Raw genomic sequence first — 21,741 nt, 5'->3', positions numbered from 1 at the left:
TAAAAGGAGATGTGGGAGAGTGTGCTGCTACAAGGAATCTTCCCTTTTTTAGGGAAAGCCTAAAAAATTGGATACCTCTGTCCGATAAAATAACTATGCACTCATTTCGTGCCAAAAAGGTACGGCAGAATCAAAGGAGGACAATCAAGTTGAGAAAAATTCTTTCCATGTTGCTGACGGTCGCCTTATTGGTAACCATGGTGCCGACAGTCTGGACGGGTACGGCGGAAGCCGCATCGGGAACTTACTTTATTTTTCCATCGGAAAAATATGCTGTTGGGGATGCGCGTGTGGTTACCACTGAGCGCGTGGATCTGGAGGGTTCCTTCAATAATGTTGATGAAGATACGATTTCATACAGTGTGTATCAATTATCCAAAAGTGGTGATACCTACACTGAAGTCAGCTCGAATGTGGGACAAACCGGGAATATTTATCCCGATGGTACGGATTTGCGGATTTTAAACTTAAAACTGTTCTCCGGCCTCAATAAAATTGTGATCAGTGGTAAAAAAGGATCGTCTAACGTATCCGACACCATTTATATTGAATACCGCAACGGCCCGACGTTATCGGATCTTAACGCGACGCTCAATGGAACGACGGTCGCGCTAACTGAGGACGAGCCTGCAGTTCTGATGGCATCTGCTACTGGTAAAGGCAATTCTTCATCGCAGATCGTTGTCTCCGGATATGCGGCTAATGCCACGAAAGTCACCATATCGACAAACGGTAAATCGTGGACTTATAATGTGTCGAGCTCGAATAACTACAAGTTTACGGCGGGTACGGTGGTGATCAATAAAGGCAATAACACGCTGACCATTACTGCCTCCAACAACGATCAATCGGTTACAACAACCCGTGAGATCACATTTTTTAATGGCGATACAACCTTCTACAATACCTATTTAAAGCAAGGTGCGCTCACTTCGGCAGATTTGTCGACAACGCCGGATTTTAGTGTTGCTGATGCAAACAATATCGTAATGTATGGTACTGCAGTGGTTCCTTTTACAGGGACTGCGCCTGCTAGCGTAGATATTAATTATAAGCTCTCGGGAGGAGCGACGGGCACTGGTACTGTGACGGTGAACCAAGCGAAGTATTCTCAAACAGCGGCCAACTATGTCACTGTGCCGTTTGAGATTCCAATCCCTAGTAGTACGGTTTTTGATTCCAAAGTCAGAATGAATCTTAGCATTACTGGATTGGCTGGTGACGGTGATCTGTATTTCACCCTTCGTAACAGTGCGAAACCGTTCATTTATGGAGTTAACTATCTGCAAGGATACAACAGCAATACCAGTAAAGAGGATTCCTTAAAGCTTACCGGAAGCTCTATGCTCGGTACGACTACCAACATTAACGCGGTACCGGCAGGGATTGAGGTTCAGGTTATCAATGCACAGACTGATACCACTATTAGAACAGATCAGCAGGGTGTTACTTTAAATGTTGTGAACTCCGAAAACGTAAACAGAACAATTAATGGAGTGGCAACAAATGTTACGCGTTTCATTGTTAATATAAGCTCACTTCCTAGCACGACTAAACAAATCAGTCTGCAATTGGCAAATGGCGCAACGGTACTCGAGACCAAAACGCTTGCTATCAATATGCTGTACGGTCCTTATGTGCAGTTCGACAGCGTATATGATGGCCAACAGATCAAGATTGATACCAACAGCCCTGATCAGGCGACTAAGCTTAAACTCAGTGCTGTAAATAATTTCAGTGGTCAGCTGTTCAATGTAGCCTCTGAAAGCGACATCAAATATGATGAGAGTGGTCAAACAGTATTCCTGTATGTGAATAACACTAAGATAGCTCTCAAAACAAATGGTAACCAGACTAAATTCGTAGCCAGTAACACGTCAGCAGCGGCCGATGCCATGGTGATAGGCTCCAACACCATCAGATTTGTGTATAAGTCCAAATCAGATGAGTATGAAAAAACGATGAAGATTAATATTACGACGACCAATGTGCCTTTAGTCCCTGTAGGTCCGCTGGGAATTATGCCATTCACCTACAAGAGCGGGGATGTAGGGACCCCACTTTACAAGGATATCGCACCTACGAAGTCAGATCCTAACTTCACGGGAAGTGAAGGGGATTATACGACAACCGTCTCGAGGATGAACATTTTCGGTACGTTTGATTTTATTGATCTGGGTGACAATGCGGACAATGTTGATCAACAACTGAAAGACGTAACCAATAAAAAAAATTATATCCTTAAAATTGAATCTTCGAGTAAGGAATTTAATAAAGGCGCTCCTCTGAAATGGACTTTGGAGAATCGCTTCCATTCCGATGGTTCTCCCCAGAAGAATTATAATGGTAGTGAGTCCCAAGTTGAGAATTTGGTAGTGTACTACCATCCGAAAGAGGAGAATTTCAGCTTTGTCTTGTTTGATCAAAAAATTCCTGAGGACGGATCTACACTCGTGTACAACTTTACGCTGTACAATGCGGGAGATAGCGGTCCGTCGGCAACATACCGTTTGGAAGTCAATTTTGCAACTTCTTCCTATCATATTATTCGTCCGCTGCCCGACCGAAATCTGATCAACCAGAATTTTGTGGAAGTTGTCGTGGATGCTCCTAACGCCAATGGTGTTAAAATTAATAAACAGGCCGCCGAGCAGGTTGCTTATGATGAAGACTATGATGGAGATACGGATTATCCGTCAGCCTACAGATACGTTGTAAAAGGTTTGAAGGCAAACAAAGATAATAAGATTCCAATCGAAGTTACTGTGGGAGATCAGGTGCTGAAGAGTGAGGTTACGGTGAAATATGTGCCGGCCAACATCCCTGGAGCGCAGTATATGGAAACCATGAAGAAGTCCCACAAGGTTTTTGAAGGGGCGCTTCAGTTAACCTTCCCTAGTAGTACAAATCTTATCAGAAATGATTACTATGTACCGGATCGGTTTAAAAATCAGGTCTTCACGAATCATGATCTGTTATTTGGTATTGCCAACAATGAGGATGGGGTAGTCGACAGATATGATGAGCTTGACGATCTGAATAAGCGCTTTGCGTCGGGGCAGCCTTATTTTGTCGGGGAATTCCCTTTACGTTTTGGTAAAGCAAGCCCGGTATTCTGGATCGATCCGGGTGTAGCAGATGATTTGGAGACAGAGGATAAATATGATCCAGTAACGCAAGGTATGGGCCCGTATCAACTCTCTCCAACCGCGCGGGTGAAAAGCTTCTTTGAACGTGCTACGCAAGATGAGTTAGTACCATCCAAGCGTGGGAGCCTGACACTCACGTATAACTCAAGCGTCACAGCTGATACCGGCAGACTTATTACAGTACTGTATTTTAACCCTGAAACAAAGACGTGGGAGAACTTGGGCGGAGTCGTCAATAACAAGAAGAACACGATAACCGTTCCTTTTTCCAGATTCGGTTACTATGTCGTAGCCAAACTGGGTGAAACCTATACTGACATTATCAGCCACCCATATGCACGGAATTATATCGAAGCGATGTTTGCGAAGGGGGTTATGAATCCGGAGGATCCTTCCGTTGGCTTCAAACCGGATATCAACATTACACGTGCAGAATTTACGGAAATGATTGTTAAAGCACAACAGCTTCCTTTCAACTATCAAGGAGATTTGTCTTTCAATGACGTTTCGAGAAGCTACACCAACAATCTTTGGGACTTCCGTTTCGTAGAAACGGCGGCACGAGCAGGCATTGTAAAAGGCATTCAGCCTGGAGTCTTCGATCCAGAAAGCAACATTACGCGTCAGGACGCAGCTGTGATTATCGCCAAAGCCTTGAACCTGAAGCTGCTAACCGACCGCGCGAAGATTGAAAAAGGATTGGCCAAATACTTCAAGGATTACAAGGATATCGATTACTACGCTGCTGCGTCTGTTCTGGCCATTGCCCAGAAGAAGTTTATTACAGGCTCTCCGGTTGATTCCAAGGATGCTAGCAAGGGATATAATTTCAATCCTCAATCCTTCACTCTCCGTGGTGATGCGGCAATTATAGTTGCGAAGGTCATGGCATCCACGAAGAAACTGCCAGCGATGTAATATATGGAACAGGTATTATAATATTTGAAAATGCACCCCTCATGCTGCATAAAATGCTTCTATTTTATGTAGCATGACAGGGGTGTTTTTGTTCGTTTGAAGCATTTGACTAGGCTGAGCGAACTATGCCATAATAGGGGGCAAGGGCCTAGTTATCAGCAATTATTTCAAATTGTAATGGTTCTAAAAAAATATATAAATTTTGCCTGCCAACCTGAAACCTCTTTACTTGCAAGAGCGTAGTATCGAAGGTATGGCAATCTATACTTATATAGAGATCATATGGGGAGTGAGGAGATGTCACAGTTTTCAATACGCCGGCCCGTAACCGTCTTTATGCTGATCGTGGCTTTATTGATCGGGGGCGGTATATTTGCTCAAAAGTTGCCTGTTGAACAAATGCCGGAGCTAGAGTTTCCTGTTGTTGCTGTTGTCACAAGCATACCAGGAGCAACGCCATCTGAAGTAGAAGAATTGGTGAGTAAGCCGATTGAAGGCAACCTTGCGTCGGTAGAGAACGTAGATACGATCAGTTCTCAATCGCAAGAAGGTTCATCCATGGTCATGATCCAATTCAATTGGGGGGTAGATCTGGATCAGGCTACATTGGATATCCGGGATAGCTTGGATGGGGTTAGGGACTCTTTACCTGATTCGGCCAATTCCCCTAGAATCTTGAAGCTTGATTTAAATGCGACCCCTATTATCAATCTTGCATTCACAGGGGAGCAGGATGTTAATTCATTACAGCCTATCGCGGAAGATGTGATTCAGCCCCAGCTTGAAAGAATAGCGGGTGTGGCATCCGTAAGTGTAACAGGTGGACAAGACAGACTGATTCGCATTCATTTGGATCCTGCCAAACTGGAAAGCTACGGGATCACCCTGGATCAGGTAAGCCAGGCTCTGGCGGCCAATAACCAGTCAGGCTCGGCTGGCGCAGTAACCAAAGGCAGCACAGAAGTTCAGATACGTGTAGATGGTGAATATCAGGCTGTTTCGGAAATGAAGGAAATCCCGATTTCAGCGGGTTCGGGGACTGTTAAGCTTAAAGATATAGCTACAGTAGAGGATTCTTACTCTGATGTAACTTCTATTTCCACATACAACGGGAAACCGAGTATCAATATTGGAGTTACTAAGGCATCCGGCGGCAACACGCTGCAAATTGCAAATGCTGTAAAAGAACGTCTGGATTCGATCCGGCAGGAGCTTCCGGAAGGCACGAAGCTTGAACTGGTTACGGATTCTTCCGAGCCTGTCAGTGATTCAGTCCACCTGTTGGTGGAACATGCTGTACTCGGTCTCGTGATTGCAGCTATCGTACTTTTGCTGTTCCTGAACAGCGTTCGTTCAACGATCATTGCGGCTATTGTTATTCCGATTTCATTTGTAGCAACATTCTTAATGATGTATTTCACAGACCAGACCATCAATGTTATCTCGCTCAGTGGTCTGCTTCTGGGACTTGGTTCCTTTGTAGACTTTGCGGTCGTTATTATTGAGAATATTTTCAGACAGCGGCATGAAGGAAAAAGCATGCTGCAGGGTGCCATTGAAGGCTCCAAGCAGGTTGGTAATGCCGTTATGGCATCGGCGCTTGCGCAGATCGTTGTTTTCCTGCCAATTGTTTTCGTAGAAGGAATTGCAGGCGAGCTCTTCAAGCCACTCGCTTTAACGGTTATTTTTTCACACATTGCAGCATTGCTTGTTTCCTTGCTAATTGTTCCGATGCTCAGCTCACGCTGGCTGCCAAAGCTTCCGGATGAGTCAGTGTATACCTCGGGAAATTACCGTGGCTTCAATCCGATTGTATGGTTTAATATCGGGTTCGAAAAGTTCAAAAATGGTTACAGCAAGACGTTGGAATGGAGTATCCATCACAGAAAAAGTGTACTTGCGATAACAATTCTTATGTTTGTAGGCGCAGGCGCGTTGACTCCAATGGTTAAGTCTGAGTTTATCCCGTCTCAAGATTTGGGAGAGTTCACTATATCGCTGGAAATGCCGGACGGAACCAAGCTGGAGGAAACCAACAGCGCCGTTCAGCAAATTGAGAAAGAAGTTATGAATATCCCTGAGCTGGAGAAGGTGACGGCAACGGTCGGCTCGGCGGGAGGATTTAGCGTCGGCAATCCGACAAATGCGGCTACATTGAGTGTGACGCTTGTTGATGAGCGCTCTCGTTCAACGGACCAAGTCATATCGGGGCTCAGGGAGAAGATCACCAATATTCCGGATGCAGATGTAACTCTTAGTGCTGCTCAAGGATTCTCAAGCGGTTCACCTGTACAAATCAATCTCAAAGGCGACGATATGGAAGTGCTGCGCGAGCTTTCGGATCAGCTTGTCAAAGAGGTTAGCAATATTGAGGGAACGGTTAACGTTAAAAGTACTTTGGACGAAGCGCGTGAAGAATACCAGGTAACCGTTAATCGTCAGTTGGCAGCACAATATGGGTTGTCTACATCACAGATCCTATCGGCACTGCGGACTACCTTTAATGGCTCGGTTGCTACGACCTATAGCACTGGGGACGATCAGATTGATGTAGAGATTTCTATGCCTGAGCAGTTCAAGGAGGATTTCTCTTATCTTGAAACTTTACGGATTACCACTGCACAGGGTTTTGATGTACCATTATCTTCTATTGCGAGTCTGGAACGCATTGAAGTTCCTGTCACAATTACTCGTGAAAATCAGACCCGTCAAGTTGAAGTTACGGCTGATATTGATGGCAGAGATACGGTTAGTGTCAATCAGGACGTAACCAAGCTGTTGAATAATCTGTCGTTGCCTGAAGGTTATTCGGCAGATACAGGCGGCGGGGAAGCGGAACAGATGATGGAGTCCTTTGTAAGTCTCGCTGTCGCGCTCTTACTGTCCGTAGTTCTGATTTACATGGTTATGGCTGGGCAATTTGAATCCTTGTTTACGCCGTTTATCATCATGTTCTCGATACCGCCGACTTTTATAGGTGTTGTTCTAGGGTTGGTTTTGACAGGGACTGCGTTGAGTGTCATGGCCTTTGTCGGATATATCATGCTCGCCGGACTTGTTGTTAACAATGCGATTGTATTGATTGACTTTGTTATTCAGCTTCGTAAAGAAGGGGTGGAAAGGGACAAGGCGATACTGCATGCGGCTTCGGAACGGCTGCGGCCAATCCTGATGACTACGCTTGCGACGGTTCTTGCCCTGTTGCCAATGGTGCTTTCCAGCGACCCGGCGAACGAGTCTATGGCGCCTATGGCAGTTGTCGTTGTATTTGGTCTTTCTTTCGCGTCGGTCATTACGTTGATTCTGATTCCTGTCGTATATATTTTGTTTGATAATATTACTGTTAGACGTAATAACCGCAAGTTGAAACGCCAGCAGAAAAGAGAAGCAAAAAAGCAGGCGAAGCTTCAGCAAGGCAATGTGCAGGTCTAATAGATAATGCAGGACATAGTGAGGTGGGAAAACCATGAATAAAAAAAGTGTAGTATTGTTATCGGCCTTGGCTTTGTCAGTCGCGTTGGCCGGCTGCTCGGGGGGAGGAGAACCCCCTGCAGCCGCACCTGCGAAGCAAACGGCCGTATCTGTCGAAGTCGGTAAGGTGACAAGAGGCAGTATCGAAGCTGAGGCAGGTGTTGTTGGTACTCTGGCTCCCAACAAATCCGTTCAGGTAGCTCCCAAGATTAACGGGACGATTCAGAGCATCAACTTGAAAATCGGTCAGACTGTAAGCAAGGGGCAGGTCCTGTTTACATTGGATCAAAAGGATATCCGCGACAGCATCAAGCAGTCCCAGGAATCCTATAACGTCGCTCTTGCCAATCTGAAGCAGGCTCAGAGCAGCTCTGAGCAGTCGGTTCAGCAGTCTGAATCAAGTGTTGATCAGGCGAAAGCCGCCCTCGTTCAACAGCAAAGCTCCATAGACCAGGCGCAGAACTCCATTAAGGATGCTGAGAGTTCCCTGCGGGATGCGCAAAATAACCTGAACCGTACACAGCAGTTGTTTGCGGCAGGTGCTGTTTCCCAAACCGAGCTGGAGCAGGCACAGACCACAGCAAGACAGGCGCAAAGCGCACTGGATAATGCCAAGCTTACGCTGAGCACCTCTCAATCTTCATTGGATAGTGCCCAAACGACATATCAAAACTCCTTGAAGTCACTCGAGTTGGCTCGTAAAAGCGCTGGTGTAGATGTAGCCCAGGCTAGTGTTGAACAGTCGCGTTCTGCCCTTGAGACAGCGCGCAGCCAATTAGCCGACGCCACGGTGAAGGCTCCCATGTCCGGAACGATTTCGGCTGTCGCCGGGAATGTTGGACAGATTGTGAGTTCCCAGTCATCTGTGGTCACGATTGCGAATACCAATCCGATCCTTGTGAAGGTAAATTTGTCTGAGTCTGAAATGATGAACGTCAAAGTTGGATCCTCTGTTACAGTAGGGATTGCTTCCGTGGAGAAGCGAATTAACGCCAAGGTCACGGCTATCAACTCTGTCATGGATCAGGAACTGAAAGCTTATCCTGTTGAAATCTCTATAGAAAATCCTTCGAATACACTTAAGGCAGGTATGGTTGCCAATGTGTATATCCAGTCCGGGGCAGCGGAAGGTCTGCTCATTCCACAGGCAGCTGTCAGTGAAAAGGCTGGCGAAAAGTTCGTGTATATAATAGAAGGAACTGCCGCCAAACAAGTGAAGATTCAGACTGGAGAAGAGAGCGCAGAGAAGGTCGAAGTGACCGAAGGTCTCTCAGAGGGTCAACAGATCGTTGTGAAGGGCGCAAGCATGCTTACTGACGGTGCCCAGGTAACTGTTGTGAAAAAGTAGAATAATAGCTGTTTGCTTGGCATATCTTGATATGAGGCATGTGTTTTTACCTTTTCCTGAGCAGAATGATGCGTGTTTGAACCCCAAGACGCATCATTCTATACCTCTTTTTCTATATCATATTTTTGTAGATATTAGGAGAGGAAGGGAATAATTGTTGGGTGACTCTAGATAAGGCGTTGAAGTATAATTATGACTGTAAGAAGGCGGATACATATTTTAAAAAAAATCAAAAAACTTTTTTTAAAATGACGCAACTTTTTAGAAACTCGCCACGTCTAATTGTGTGAGTATGATACAGAGGGGTTACAATTTCGAAGAGACAAAATATGATAAAAAAATTCTTTACGACATTGTAATGACATTGTATAATACTGGAGTAAGTTGTGAGATGTACGCTTTCTTTAATGATCTTGATTCCAAGCTTCTGTGATATTGTCACAGATATCATTTTATAAGGGTTATGAAAGCTCGGAAAGGAGGTGTAACGACTGATGAGTGACAAGATCCGACACAAAGAAAAGAATATTGTATCGCATGATATTCAAGGAGGAGAAAAAAAGGTTATGACAAAGTTTAACAAGAAAATGATCAACGTGCTTGCTACTGCAACTCTGGTTGCTGGCGTAGCAGCACCTGTAGCAACACTCGTTGCTCCAACTGCTATCCACGCTGCTGGCGGCGGAGAAATCAAAGCTACTAACACTCCAACTGTTAGCGACGGTGGAGTTGTCTCAATGGGTTCCGTAACATTTACAGTTCCTGAAGGAACTACACTCACTAAAGATGACGAAGTAGTCATCAAATTGGATTATGATCTTGCGAATAAAGGGCAACTCCCCGCTGATTCCAGTGTAACTGGTGATACTTACAATACACTTGGTGGAGTAGTTTATGACTTCTCGTCTTTCCCAATTAAAACAGGGTTTGGCAACGGTGTTTCCTTAACTGCTAACGGTGCTGTTGACAAGAATGACCCTGCGAAATTTGCTGAAGGTGATTTTTCAGCTAGAGTAGCTGCTTCGGACCGTATCGTTGTAACTTACAATGGTGCGACCAAAGAAGTAGTAGGTGATCCGCTTAAATTTACAGTACGTCTGGGTTCTATCTGGGTTGATGAAGGCGAAAACGATGATGCTGAAGTTTCACTTGAAGCTTCGTCTTCCAGCGTATTCCCAGCTGGTAAAGCAACGGTTGCTAAAATCACCGACTCTGATGATCTGAACCTGGCATTCTCAAGCCTGGATACTTCCAACAACAAATTTACACCGAAAATCGTTCTGGAAGAGCCAAAAGCTGGTGCATTCTCAAAGGCGACAGAAGTGAAAATCAAGCTTCCAAGCGGATATTCTTGGGCATCTGCTCCTCGCGCTGACGTTGAAGCCATCTACGGTGACGCTGATCCTAAAGGTCTGAAATATGATACTAGAGGTGATAATGGCCGTGAGTTGGTAATTACGTATGATGGCAAAACATCTACTAAAGCTACCAAATTCGAAATTCCTTTTAATTTCGAGGTTGATGACTCCAGTTCAGTGAAAGCTGGCGACATTACAGCTAGCATTTCCGGTAAAACAAGCACTAACGTAACTAGCGCTAAAATCGGTACTTACGGCGAATACGGCAGCACACTTTCTGCAACTGATGCTCCAACAATCACTGCAGGTAAAGATGAGCAAGAAGTGGCAGATATTAAGTTGACCGAAACTATTGGCGAGAGCTTGGTTAACGGCCGTACACTTGAACTGACACTGCCAGAAGGTGCTGCTTGGCAGCCTGTTTATGAGGCGGTTTATAAAGATTCAGCTGCTCCGGATTACAAAAACCTTGAAGCTCCTGGTGGAAAAGAAACAATCAAAGACGAAGGTGTTATACTGAAATTTGCTGGTTACACTGGTACAGATCGTCGTACAGCGAAGTACACAGTTGAAAGAAATAGCAGCGACGATGATGAAGCAACTCTGGAGTTTGAAGATGTGGAACTGGCACTGGCTAGCAACTTCACAGGTGATGTGAAAGTTACTGTTGGCGGCAACGCTGGTGTTGAAGGTGAAGTGGTTGTTGCTAAAGCGGTAGCTCCTATCACTGCAGCAGCATCCAACAAACCTAATGTGATCATCGGTGCTACTGGTCAAACAGCTTCCAGCTTCACGCTGACTGAAGGCCAAGCAGAAGCATTGGAAGATGACGGTACTGTAAGTCTGGAACTGCCAAAAGGTGTATACTTCACGTCTACTCCAAAAGTTGAAGTAACTTCTGGTGATGCTAAGATCTCCAACGTAAGAAGAGCTTCTGACGATAACAGAGTGTTGTTCACAATTGATGCTGACAGCACTGCTGCAAGCACAATCACTGTATCTGGCGTAACTATTGATCTGGATCGCACTGTTCCAGAAGGCGACATTACTCTGGACGTTCGTGGTAGCGCAGTTTCTGAAACTGAAGTGTACACGAAGTGGGAAGACAACGATGCAGCTGCTAAAGTAGCAATCGCAACTGTTTCGACTCCAGCTCCTAACGATCAAAACTTGAAAACTGTATTCACAATCAACAGCACTTCTTACACTGTTAACGGTGAATCCAGAACAGCTGACGTTGCTCCTTACGTCGAGAATTCTCGTACTTTCCTGCCAGTTCGTTACGTTGCTGACGCTCTGGGTGTAGGTCCTAAAGACATTCTGTTTGATAAAGCTACTTCCACTGTAACTCTGATCAAGGGTGACCGTGTAGCACAAATCAAACTGAACACTAACAAGCTGACTATTAACGGTACTGTGATCACCATGGACGTTAAAGCAGTAACTAAGAACAACCGTACAATGCTGCCTATGACTTTCGTAGCACAAGCTCTGGGAGCAACTGTTAACTACGATGCAACTGCTAAAACAGTTACAGTTTCCCAAAAGTAATTTGTTCTTAACACAATTTAATAATGAGAAAGGGGTTCCTTTATGGAACCCTTTTTTCAATAATATGCACAATATGATGTGATTTTATACTTTCTTCATTCTTTATTCAGATTTGGAGGTATCCTTGATATGAAACGACTAGGCTCGGCTTTATTGTCTACGGTATTGCTCTCTTCGGTTATATCGGGCGTAGGTTCTGCTGCAGCGGCCAACAACATTAAGGTGGTCATTAATGGAGTGACCCAATCTTATGCCCAGCAACCTGTATTAAATCATAATGCAACTTTGGTTCCATTTCGCGCCATTTTTGAATCTCTAGGGGCTCAAGTGAGCTACGACGAAGCGAACCACAAAATTACTGCGGCTAAAGGTCCAGACACACTCGAGTTTCGTATTAACAGCACCACTGCTTATAAAAATGGACAATCCATTGCTTTGGCTACACCCGCTAAGGCAATAAATGGCTCAACTTATGTCCCGCTGCGTTTTGTCGGTGAATCGTTAGGCGCCAAAGTAAATTGGGATGCAGCAACTTCAACTGTAAAGATTGAAACAGCTCAAACCGCATCCAGTGGTCAAACCACACCTGCTGCTCAAAACAGCCTGAATCCGCTTGAAACAGCTGTTACAAGCACATATGCGACTTATGAAACGAATACAGAACCGCTTGCTTATAAAGATGCAGTAGCGCTTGCGGTTAGCAATAGCAATTCTATCAAGTCGCAGGAAGCGTCGCTAAAGGCACAAAATAACAGTTTGGAGGATGCTGCAGATGATATTGACTTTATCCCTCCACGCAATGGAAGCAATGATGCAGCTAATTCGGCGTTCAATAACTATAGCCAACAACAAATTAACTATTCTATAGCTCAAAAAAAATTGGAGACTGAGAAAGATGGCGCGGGTCTTCAAGTCAAAAATAAATATAATGCCATCATTGATTCTATTGAGAAAAAACGCATTGCCGATTTGAATGTAGCTGATGCGGAGTGGAAGCTGCGTATCGCACAGACTAAGCGGGACAACCAAATGGCCAGTGACTATGATGTAACCCAGGCCCAAAATACACTAACACAACAAAAAGCTGCACAAGAGGTAGCCGCTAAAGCTTTGGATGATGCTTACCGATCCTTAAATGCAATCATCGGTTATAAAGCTGATCAAAAGTATGAAGTACCGGACACCCCTAAATTTGAAGTGTTTGAGGATGATGTAGAAGCACACGTTGGACGCGTTCAGGCTGACAGCCCTACCGTATGGATGGCTGAGCGGGGGATCGAGCAAGCTGAACTGGATATTAATTATTTCAATTTTGTTGGAAGTACCGATAACGCCTATGAAAACAAAGAAATAAATGTTGAGTTAAAAAAAATCAGTGCAGCAGATGCCAAAAAACAATTGGAAGATGCAGTCCGCCAAACCTACAACCAAATTAAAGAGCTTGAGACGCAATATGGACAGCTACAGGCTTCCATGACAAGCGCTCAAAATGCTCTTGATATGACGAAAAAGCGTTTCGAACTCGGTATGTCCACAGAATATGAAGTGTTCCAAGCAGAGCTTCAGCTCGAATCTCTGAAACAACAAATGACAACTCTTGTGACTAATCTGGATAACGCAAAAATGGCTTATGAGAAGCCATGGCTCGCCGGAGCAGGTGCACAAGGTTAACTTAATGCAATAGTAGAATATGAATCAATGTATGGATCAATCCCCTCCAATAGGGGATTTTTTCTTGTCCTCATTATACAAACCTATTATGATAGGGTTAACTATTAATAGGATAAGAGCTATATTTAAAAGATATAGGAGGAAAACCATGAAATCCGGTTATAAAGCAGCATTGGCGGCCATTCTGGTTGGTGGAGGCATCGTTGCGGGAACGGTGTTGAATAACCCGGCAAATGGCGCATCTAATGGAGGGCAGCCGGGAACGGCTGATGATCCGGTCGTAACCAAAAGCTATGTAGATGAGCAGATCGCCAAAGCATTAGGGGGAAAAGTTCCTTCAGGCAGCACAACAACTCCTTCTGCGAGTGCACCAACAGATACTGCATCCACAGCCAATAATGAAGTGAAAATTATCGAATTAGAACCAGGCAAGAAACTTATAGCCAAAGCGGGGGCTGAATTCATCGTCCGTAATGGTTATGCTGTCGTTTACAGTATGGATGCCAGCGGGGCCATTGATATTACGGATGGAACGGAAATATTCCATAATCAAGCTGTTAAAAAAAATCATCTGTTATCTTTCCCGCGTGAAGGCAGAGGGATACAAGTTCAAGAAGGGCAAACCTACAACGTGACGGTCATGGTCCGTGGAGGTTATTCAGTTTCTTAATTGCATTTTCCTGATTTAACAATATGTGCATGGCTGAATGCAGCTCATTCCCGGCAAAATAACCATACAACATTCATATGGAGGTGGCACTCATGCCGGGAAAACGTCGTAATCATATTGTGCCCGCAAGTCGAAGCATGCTGCAGGAAATGAAATATGAAATTGCCGCTGAATTAGGATTGCCGGTACACAACCCTTTATATGCAAGCTCGACGAGTGGAACAACTGACACTGAATTTGCAGGGGAATTGGGGGCCAATTATGCAGCAGGTACTGAAACAGTTGAATGGCGTCATCTGACCTCTCGTGAAAACGGGTCTGTTGGAGGACAAATTACCAAGCGTTTGATTCAAAGTGCAGAAGGTGAATTATCAAGGCTCGGCTTAATGTAATAAACCCCTTAGTCTCATTTCAATTGACACCATATATCAAATGCGCTATCATGGCAGTTGAGACTTGTAGAACCTTTTCCAGTCGGAAAAGGTTTATTTTTTGAGTACGGAATATTGCATTGCATTGGGCACTGCTGGGCAAGAGCTTGCATATACTGAACAACATTCAATATGTATGCCATATTCATTATTCATTATTTCTCTAGCGGGAGGTTTAAATTCATGTCTGTAAAAGGCCGTCACCTTTTTACGTCCGAATCCGTTACGGAAGGCCATCCGGATAAAATCTGTGATCAGATTTCCGATGCTGTTTTGGACGCATTTCTGGCTAATGATCCTAACGCGCGTGTAGCCTGCGAAGTATCTGTAGCAACAGGGCTGGTTCTTGTTATTGGGGAAATCAGCACGAAGTCGGAATATGTGGATATCCCATCCATTGTACGCAATACAGTGAAAGAAATTGGCTATACACGTGCCAAATATGGCTTTGACTATAACACATGCGCGGTACTTACTTCTTTGAATGAACAGTCTCCCGATATCGCTCAAGGAGTTAACGCAGCTTTGGAAAGCCGCGATCCTGCGGAGATGGACAAGGAGACAGAAAACATCGGCGCAGGTGACCAAGGCCTGATGTTCGGTTTTGCAACGAACGAGACACCTGAATTGATGCCGCTGCCAATCGCTATGTCTCACCGCATTGCGCGCCGTCTGTCTGAAGTGCGCAAGAACGGCACTTTGAATTATCTGCGTCCGGATGGCAAGACTCAAGTCACGGTAGAATATGAAGACGGTAAACCGCTTCGCATCGACACGATTGTCGTATCCACACAGCATGCTGAGGAAGCTACCCTGGAGCAGATTCAGAAGGATATCAAAGAGCAAGTCATTTTGCCGGTAGTCCCTGCCGAATTGCTTGATGATCAGACAAAATATTATATTAACCCGACTGGCCGTTTCGTTATTGGCGGACCGCAAGGGGATGCGGGTCTGACAGGCCGCAAAATTATTGTAGATACCTATGGTGGTTATGCACGCCATGGCGGTGGAGCTTTCTCCGGTAAAGATCCGACAAAAGTTGACCGTTCTGCAGCCTATGCAGCGCGTTATGTCGCCAAAAACCTCGTTGCGGCCGGTCTGGCGGATAAAGTCGAAATTCAGCTTGCTTATGCGATTGGCGTGGCAACCCCGGTTTCTATTAACGTAGATACTTACGGAACGGGCAAAATCAGTGACGAGAAGCTGGTTGAACTGGTTCGCAACAACTTTGACCTCCGTCCTGCAGGCATTATCCGCATGCTGGATTTGCGTCGTCCGATCTACAAGCAAACAGCGGCCTATGGACACTTTGGTCGTACAGACCTGGATGTGCCATGGGAGCGTGTCGATAAGGCAGAACCCCTTAAGCAACAAGCCGGGTTGTAATTATATTTTTTCATATCATAAAAAAACAAAGACGACTGAATATGCTCAGTCGTCTTTGTTTTTTACAAGCCCAACAAGCCTCTCAATTTCAGACAATCTTCCTTTAACTCATCAAGCTGTTCCAGATAAGACAGCATCGCCTTAAGTAGCCCGGCGGACGCATCGTCCGCAGAGGCTTCTTTTCTCAACTGGCTGATGATATCCAAAAACTCCTGTTTATTGCTATCACTGAGGCTTAAACGCATGAGCCTTGCTTCCAATTTCTCGAGCAAGCCGGCAATCTTTTTACCCTCCTGAAGGGGATCCGGCCCACTGCTGCTGGTAAACCATCCCTCCAGGCCCCACAAAAAACTGGGGGGTCCGCTCTGCTGACGCATTCCTGCAATCAGAGAATCGATGATATAAAGAAAAAAATCCGCTAGCTTGTCGATGCTCTCCTTCTCCACACGGTTTTCGAACATCTGGATATATTCAAAGGTTACGCTCTTTAAAATAAATGCGATATCCCAGACATGTTCCTCCACATCGGGACCGTACACATCAAGCAGAGCGTCGCGGATCCAGAGAAAGAGGCGCTTCTCATGCTCATCCAGAGCCTCGGTTGTTTCCTCATCATAAGTGCTGGCCGGGAATGGATCAGTAATGATCAGCATATGAATTTTATTGCCAATAATGTTATTCAGATAGATTTTAAAAAACTGAAGAAGCTTATCCCTGGACGAGAGGCCTGTCTGGCTGTACAAAGCTTTAATACCCTTCCGAATGTCTTCTTCCATTCTAAAGCAGACGGCCATAGGCAGTTCATGCTTTCCCTGAAAATATTTATAGAAGGATGCCTTGGCCATCCCGCTCTCCTTGGCAATTTCCTCGACAGAGGTCGCAACAAAGCCTTTTTTGGAGAACAGCCGCATGGCCGCCTGTACAATATCGTCTCTCTTGTTATCCAAGTCCATGTTCCTCCCAGCGATACCTAGCGATACTTTATTGATGCAGATACCCAGTGTCAGAGGTGTCAAGCTCAACAATTGCTTTCTTTTCCTTGCGATGCTTGCGACTTAGCTTGTATCTGGCCATCAGCATATAAAGAGATGGTACCACAAACAGAGTCAGGAGTGTAGAGAACAGCAGACCGAAAATAATGGCATATGCGAGCGGCTTGAAAAGCAGACTGCCCAGCAGCGCGATCGGGATCATCCCCACAATGGCCGTGAGTGAAGTCAGCAAAATCGGCCGGAAACGGGCGGCGGTGGCCTGTATAACCGCTTCTTCGAGCTCTATCCCCTGATGGCGGGCATCCTCAATAAATTCAATCATCACGATGCCGTTGCGCACAACGATGCCGGCAAGCGCAATGATGCCCATGATGCTCATAAAGCCGATCGGCATACCTGTCAGGAATATTCCAAGAATGCCGCCTGCGGCTGCCAGGTAGACCGTTGTCATAATAATCAGCGGTATTGAAATGGAATAGAACTGGATTGTAATCAAAATTAAAATCAAAAAGACAACAACAATCGACAGTGTGCCCAAATCGGCAAAAATTTCGTTCTGGTCCGAGGTTTCGCCGCCGATCTCCCAGGAGTATCCCTCCGGGAATGAAATTTTCGCTAGCTTTGTTTGTACATCCGCAGCAGCATCCGTAGCCGTCCGCCCATCCAGATCCGCCTCAACGGTAACTGTCCGCTCCAGATTATAATGACTGATCTGCTGGATGGCAAAGGATGGCTTGACCTGTACAAGCTGCGACAACGGAATTTGCGTGCCGGAGGTGTTGGTCACACCAAGCTGCTGAAGCAGCACATTCGGGTCTGTATTGTCCTGATTCAGATACACCTTGATGTCAATCAGCTCCGAGCCGGTATCAAACTGGCTGGCGTCCAGACCCTCATTCAACAGCAGCAGAGTTTGTGTCAAGTCGGCGTAGCTGACTTGATACTGGTCCATAGCCTGCTGATTGACCTCAAGCTCCAGAGCGTAGCGCTCAATTCCCATGTCGTCCGTAATCCCTGTCGTACCGTCTATAGAAGCTATGGACTCCCGCACCTGCTGGGTAAGTGCCTGCAGCTCCCCGGTTTCCGGGCCGGAAATACGAACAGATACAGGCTTGCCGACAGGGATTCCGAGGCGTGGAATCCTTTCTGTAATCGTAATTCCAGGATACGTATTATCAAAATGCCTGCTCCAGACTTCAGGTGTCTTGTCGAGCTCAAAGCTGTGTTCTTTGCCAACAACGGTAATCTGACCGTAAATGTCGCCTGCTTCTGAAGAAGTGCCACCATTCAAGTCACTGTAAAGCTGCGGTGCTCCGCCTCCGGCGGCATAGGCCACCTTCTCCGTTTCCGGCTGCTGTTGCACCCATCCGGCTATCTCCTGCACGACACGGTCCGTTTCCGAAAGCGAAGTCCCGACAGGCATCGTAATATTGATGGTCATATGCGGGTCCTCAGCTTCCGGGAAAAGCTCAATCGGCGTAAACAGCACAAGACCGTAGGCGGCTGTCCCAATGAGCAGCCCGGCGAGGCCGGTAAACAGCGGCCTTTTCACGACTCTAGCCATGATTTTACCGGAGTAGAGCTGAGTTAAGCTCTGAATTTGACGGCCCAGCAGCCCAGCCGGTTTGACCGTTTTTTCCTTGCGTTTGTGAAGCCTGCGCGTCTCGTACCATTCCCGAAAAATGGGGATGATGGCCAGGGACATGAGCATGGAGGCCAGCATGGCCAGCGAAATCACGACCGGGATCGGTTTGATAAACGCGCCGGTATCCCCGCTGAGGAACATCAGAGGCATAAATGCCGAAATGGTCGCGAGCGTGGCCGTTAATATCGATACCGCCACCTCCTTAGTACCGTTCACGGCTGCCTCGGCCGGGGATTCTCCCAAATCCGTTAACCTGCGCTCGATATTGTCATTTACGACGACTGCGTCATCCACCAGAATGCCGAGTACGATGATCAGCCCGACCACGGAGATCTGATTAAGCGTAACGCCAAGCATAGGAAGAAAGATCATGGCTATAGCAACGGAGACAGGGATAGCTAAAGCGACAAAGGAGGAAGTCAGCAGGTTTAATCCCAGCGTACAGATGAGGATTACGGCTGCGATCGCCAAAAGTGTTTCACGGGACAGGTCGGCGAAGATTTCATCGACATTGTCCTTCTGTGCAAAGAGGGTAACGAATTTCACGTCCTCCGGGAGTGTTTTTTGCAATTCGGCCAGCTTGGAGTTGACCCTCTCGTTCATCGTACGGATGTCCGTTCCTGTCTCGGCGCCCAGTGAAATGCGAATCGCCGGTTTTCCTTCCGCGTACGCATGGACATCCGCATCGGCATGAGTAAGCTGAACGGTTCCTATATCACTGAGATACACAGGCGAACCGGATTCGGTGCGGGTGATCAGGAGCCTGCTCAACTCCTCCGGGTCTGAGGCTTCTTTGACGATAAGCTGGTAGGTCCGGTCATTATATTCCACATCACCGGTCGGCACCAGGTTCATTCGGGCTTGAACGGCCTGCACAACCCGCCCCCAAGGCAGCCGGTACTGCTGGAGCTTCTGTGTATCGATCGCGATCTTGACCTCTTGATCAGGCAGGCCGGAAATCGTCACATCGGAAACCCCATCAAGCGCTCCGAGCTGATCTTCCCAGCTTGTCATCAAGCTGTTCAGGTTATAAAGGGAATCCCTGGAGTCCGCAATGATGGCATAGGAGCCGATAAAGGAGCTGGCAAGATTATCGTTAATCACCGGTACCTCGGCGTCCTCCGGCAGATCGGATTGTGCGTCCTGCACTTTCTTGCGCATTTCGTCCCAGACGACTTCCGGATCGGCGTCATCCTCGGTCTCGACCAGAATGGACGAAAATCCGTTCCCGGAGGTCGAAGTAATGTTGCCTACCCCTTTAACCTCCTTGATCCGCTGCTCCAGTTTTTTGGTGACGGTCTGCTCGACCTTCTGCGGCGCAGCCCCGGGATAAGTGGTGGTTACCATAGCCTGTCTGACGACGACATCCGGCATTTCCTGACGGGGGAGCTGCATGAAGCTGAACACACCAATGAGAACGGCCATCAGGAAGAAAAGAATCGTAATTTTACGTTTCTTGACGAAATAGGCGATCATTCGCTGCTTCCTCCCGTTTGCCGCAGCACATCCCCGTTAAAGAGAGAGGCGGATCCTTTCGTTACGATACGGTCCCCCTCGCTGAGCCCCGAGACAACCTGCAGCTTATTATCGGTCATTTCCCCACCCAACTCGACATTCGTTTTGACGGATTTGCCTTCAACCTCCTTGAATACATACGGCTGGTCACCTGTCTGAATTACCGCTTCAACCGGGACAAGAATTCCCTGTTTGCCTGACAGCTCACGCGCAGCTTTGATGACCTGACCCGGCAGCCAGTCATGCGATGAATTCGGAATGACAACCTCGACGTTGATCGTGCCTGTGCTGGCATTTGTAGCGGCGTGGATGGCGGACACCGTCGCGGTACGGGTTTCACCATACAGACTGACGGCAACTTTCTGACCCTTTTTCCAATCCTGAATTTCACTGTCCGGAACAGGGAGCAGCACCTTCAACCGGTCAATGCTGCCGATCTGGTAAATCGCCTGGCCGGAAGCGACAAGCTCTCCGGGCTCGATCAGCTTCTCCAGTACGACGCCGTTAAAGGGGGATGACAACGTTGTGCGGGACAGAGCAAGCTCAGCCTGCTCCTTGGCGACCTTGGCCTTCTCATAACCTGCGGCAGTCTGTTCCCTGGAGGACCGGGCCTGCAGCTGCGCTGCGGAGGCGGCGGATTTGCCTGCAAGTGCTTCCTTGAGCACGGCTTTAGCAGCATCCGTATCTTCAGCGGTGGCTCCTTCCTGTAGCAGAGACAGCGATTCACGGGCGGTTTCCAGATCCTTTTCTGTGCTGATCAGCTGGAGCTGGGCGGCCTCGTTATCCGAGGCGGAAGCTGCTCCCGCTTCGTACAGCTTGCGAATGCGGTCAGCATCGGCCTTGGCTTTGTCATAGGCGCTTTGTGCTTTGTCGACAGTCGCCCGGGCCTGGGCTTTCTCCTGTTCCCGTGCACCCTTATGTACCTTGCGTACGTTGGCTTCGGCGCTTTCAACCTGGGCTTCCGCCGATGCGAGTGAAGAATCTGCCGACCGGATGCCTGCCTCCGCATTCGTGATTGCTGCCTGAGCCTCTTGAATGGAGGCTTCTGCTTGTGCAAGCTGGAGCTGGTAATCCGATTGATCCAGCCTGGCCAGAAGGCTTCCCTTGCTGACTGCAGCTCCCGCTGCAAGTGGGGCCGCCGCGACCCGCCCGCCAATTTCAAAAGAAATGGTTCTCTCCTCATTGGCCTGCAGTGTGCCGGAAAGGTCATACACCGTGTTCAGCGGTTCTTTTTTGACAACCATCATATCTACAACCGTTTCACTGGCGCCCGCTTCAGCTGTGGTATCCGAATCGGGTTGTTCCGCTGAACAACCAGCCGTAACGACAGTGATGGCGAGTATGGCTGGCAGCCAGAGTGGCATTTTATTTTTGCTCATTCTCAATTGCTCCTCCTCTTAAAATAAACAAGCATTTAAACTAATTAGTATTATTTGAACTCATTAGTTCAAATTGATTATAGAAGGCGGATATGAACCTGTCAATATGTGGGCGAGGTTGGCGGCGGGCAGACATTAGACGAGGAAAATCGCGAGAATGGCGTAACTTTTCGCATTTTTTTCAGTCTATTATTACTAGGGCAACAGTTTTATAGGATAATATCTAAGCAATTGCTTTTTTAATTCAAATAAGCATG

11 protein-coding genes are annotated in these 21,741 nt (G+C 46.8%); 8 read left to right on the top strand and 3 right to left on the bottom strand.

Annotated features, from left to right (window positions below):
* Window positions 1-149: 149 nt before the first annotated feature.
* From ACE41H_RS08115 to metK, 8 genes are all read left to right on the top strand, one after another.
* Window positions 150-4,067, top strand: a complete 3,918-nt coding sequence (locus ACE41H_RS08115; RefSeq protein ID WP_375354639.1) for an S-layer homology domain-containing protein — start codon at window positions 150-152, stop codon at window positions 4,065-4,067.
* Between the two features lie 297 nt (window positions 4,068-4,364).
* Window positions 4,365-7,499 carry an efflux RND transporter permease subunit gene (locus ACE41H_RS08110; protein WP_375354638.1) on the top strand — a complete coding sequence of 1,045 codons (3,135 nt, stop codon included), beginning with the start codon at window positions 4,365-4,367 and terminating at the stop codon, window positions 7,497-7,499.
* A 34-nt stretch (window positions 7,500-7,533) separates the two neighbouring features.
* Complete coding sequence (locus ACE41H_RS08105; RefSeq protein WP_375354637.1) at window positions 7,534-8,886, top strand: efflux RND transporter periplasmic adaptor subunit; 1,353 nt, start codon at window positions 7,534-7,536, stop codon at window positions 8,884-8,886.
* 494 nt (window positions 8,887-9,380) lie between these two features.
* Window positions 9,381-11,795: a copper amine oxidase N-terminal domain-containing protein gene (locus ACE41H_RS08100; RefSeq protein WP_375354635.1), complete on the top strand. Its 2,415-nt coding sequence runs from the start codon at window positions 9,381-9,383 to the stop codon at window positions 11,793-11,795.
* A 129-nt stretch (window positions 11,796-11,924) separates the two neighbouring features.
* Window positions 11,925-13,466 (top strand): stalk domain-containing protein, encoded by a 1,542-nt coding sequence (locus tag ACE41H_RS08095; protein ID WP_375354634.1) that lies wholly within the window; start codon window positions 11,925-11,927, stop codon window positions 13,464-13,466.
* A 148-nt stretch (window positions 13,467-13,614) separates the two neighbouring features.
* Complete coding sequence (locus ACE41H_RS08090) at window positions 13,615-14,136, top strand: hypothetical protein (RefSeq protein WP_375354632.1); 522 nt, start codon at window positions 13,615-13,617, stop codon at window positions 14,134-14,136.
* Window positions 14,137-14,228: 92 nt separating this feature from the next.
* The gene (locus ACE41H_RS08085; RefSeq protein ID WP_375354630.1) at window positions 14,229-14,528 is read left to right on the top strand and encodes an alpha/beta-type small acid-soluble spore protein; all 300 of its coding nucleotides are present in this window, start codon (window positions 14,229-14,231) and stop codon (window positions 14,526-14,528) included.
* A 222-nt stretch (window positions 14,529-14,750) separates the two neighbouring features.
* Window positions 14,751-15,953 carry a methionine adenosyltransferase gene (metK, locus tag ACE41H_RS08080; RefSeq protein WP_375354629.1) on the top strand — a complete coding sequence of 401 codons (1,203 nt, stop codon included), beginning with the start codon at window positions 14,751-14,753 and terminating at the stop codon, window positions 15,951-15,953.
* A 62-nt stretch (window positions 15,954-16,015) separates the two neighbouring features.
* Here metK and ACE41H_RS08075 read toward each other — a convergent pair whose 3' ends face one another.
* From ACE41H_RS08075 to ACE41H_RS08065, 3 genes are read right to left on the bottom strand one after another with little or no spacing between them, the layout of a single operon-like run.
* A complete protein-coding gene (locus tag ACE41H_RS08075) occupies window positions 16,016-16,900 on the bottom strand; it encodes a TetR/AcrR family transcriptional regulator (RefSeq protein ID WP_375354628.1) in 885 nt (294 codons plus the stop codon).
* Window positions 16,901-16,934: 34 nt separating this feature from the next.
* Window positions 16,935-20,066: an efflux RND transporter permease subunit gene (locus tag ACE41H_RS08070; protein WP_375354626.1), complete on the bottom strand. Its 3,132-nt coding sequence runs from the start codon at window positions 20,064-20,066 to the stop codon at window positions 16,935-16,937.
* On the bottom strand, window positions 20,063-21,484 hold the full coding sequence (locus ACE41H_RS08065; protein WP_375354625.1) for an efflux RND transporter periplasmic adaptor subunit: 1,422 nt from the start codon (window positions 21,482-21,484) through the stop codon (window positions 20,063-20,065). The genes ACE41H_RS08070 and ACE41H_RS08065 overlap by 4 nt, the downstream gene beginning before the upstream one ends.
* Window positions 21,485-21,741: the final 257 nt, after the last annotated feature.

It is taken from the genome of Paenibacillus enshidis (genome assembly GCF_042136365.1).
In the GTDB taxonomy this organism is placed as follows: Bacteria; Bacillota; Bacilli; order Paenibacillales; family Paenibacillaceae; genus Paenibacillus; species Paenibacillus enshidis.
Note: the sequence above shows the minus strand (reverse complement) of the source record. Positions and strands in the feature narration are given on the sequence as shown.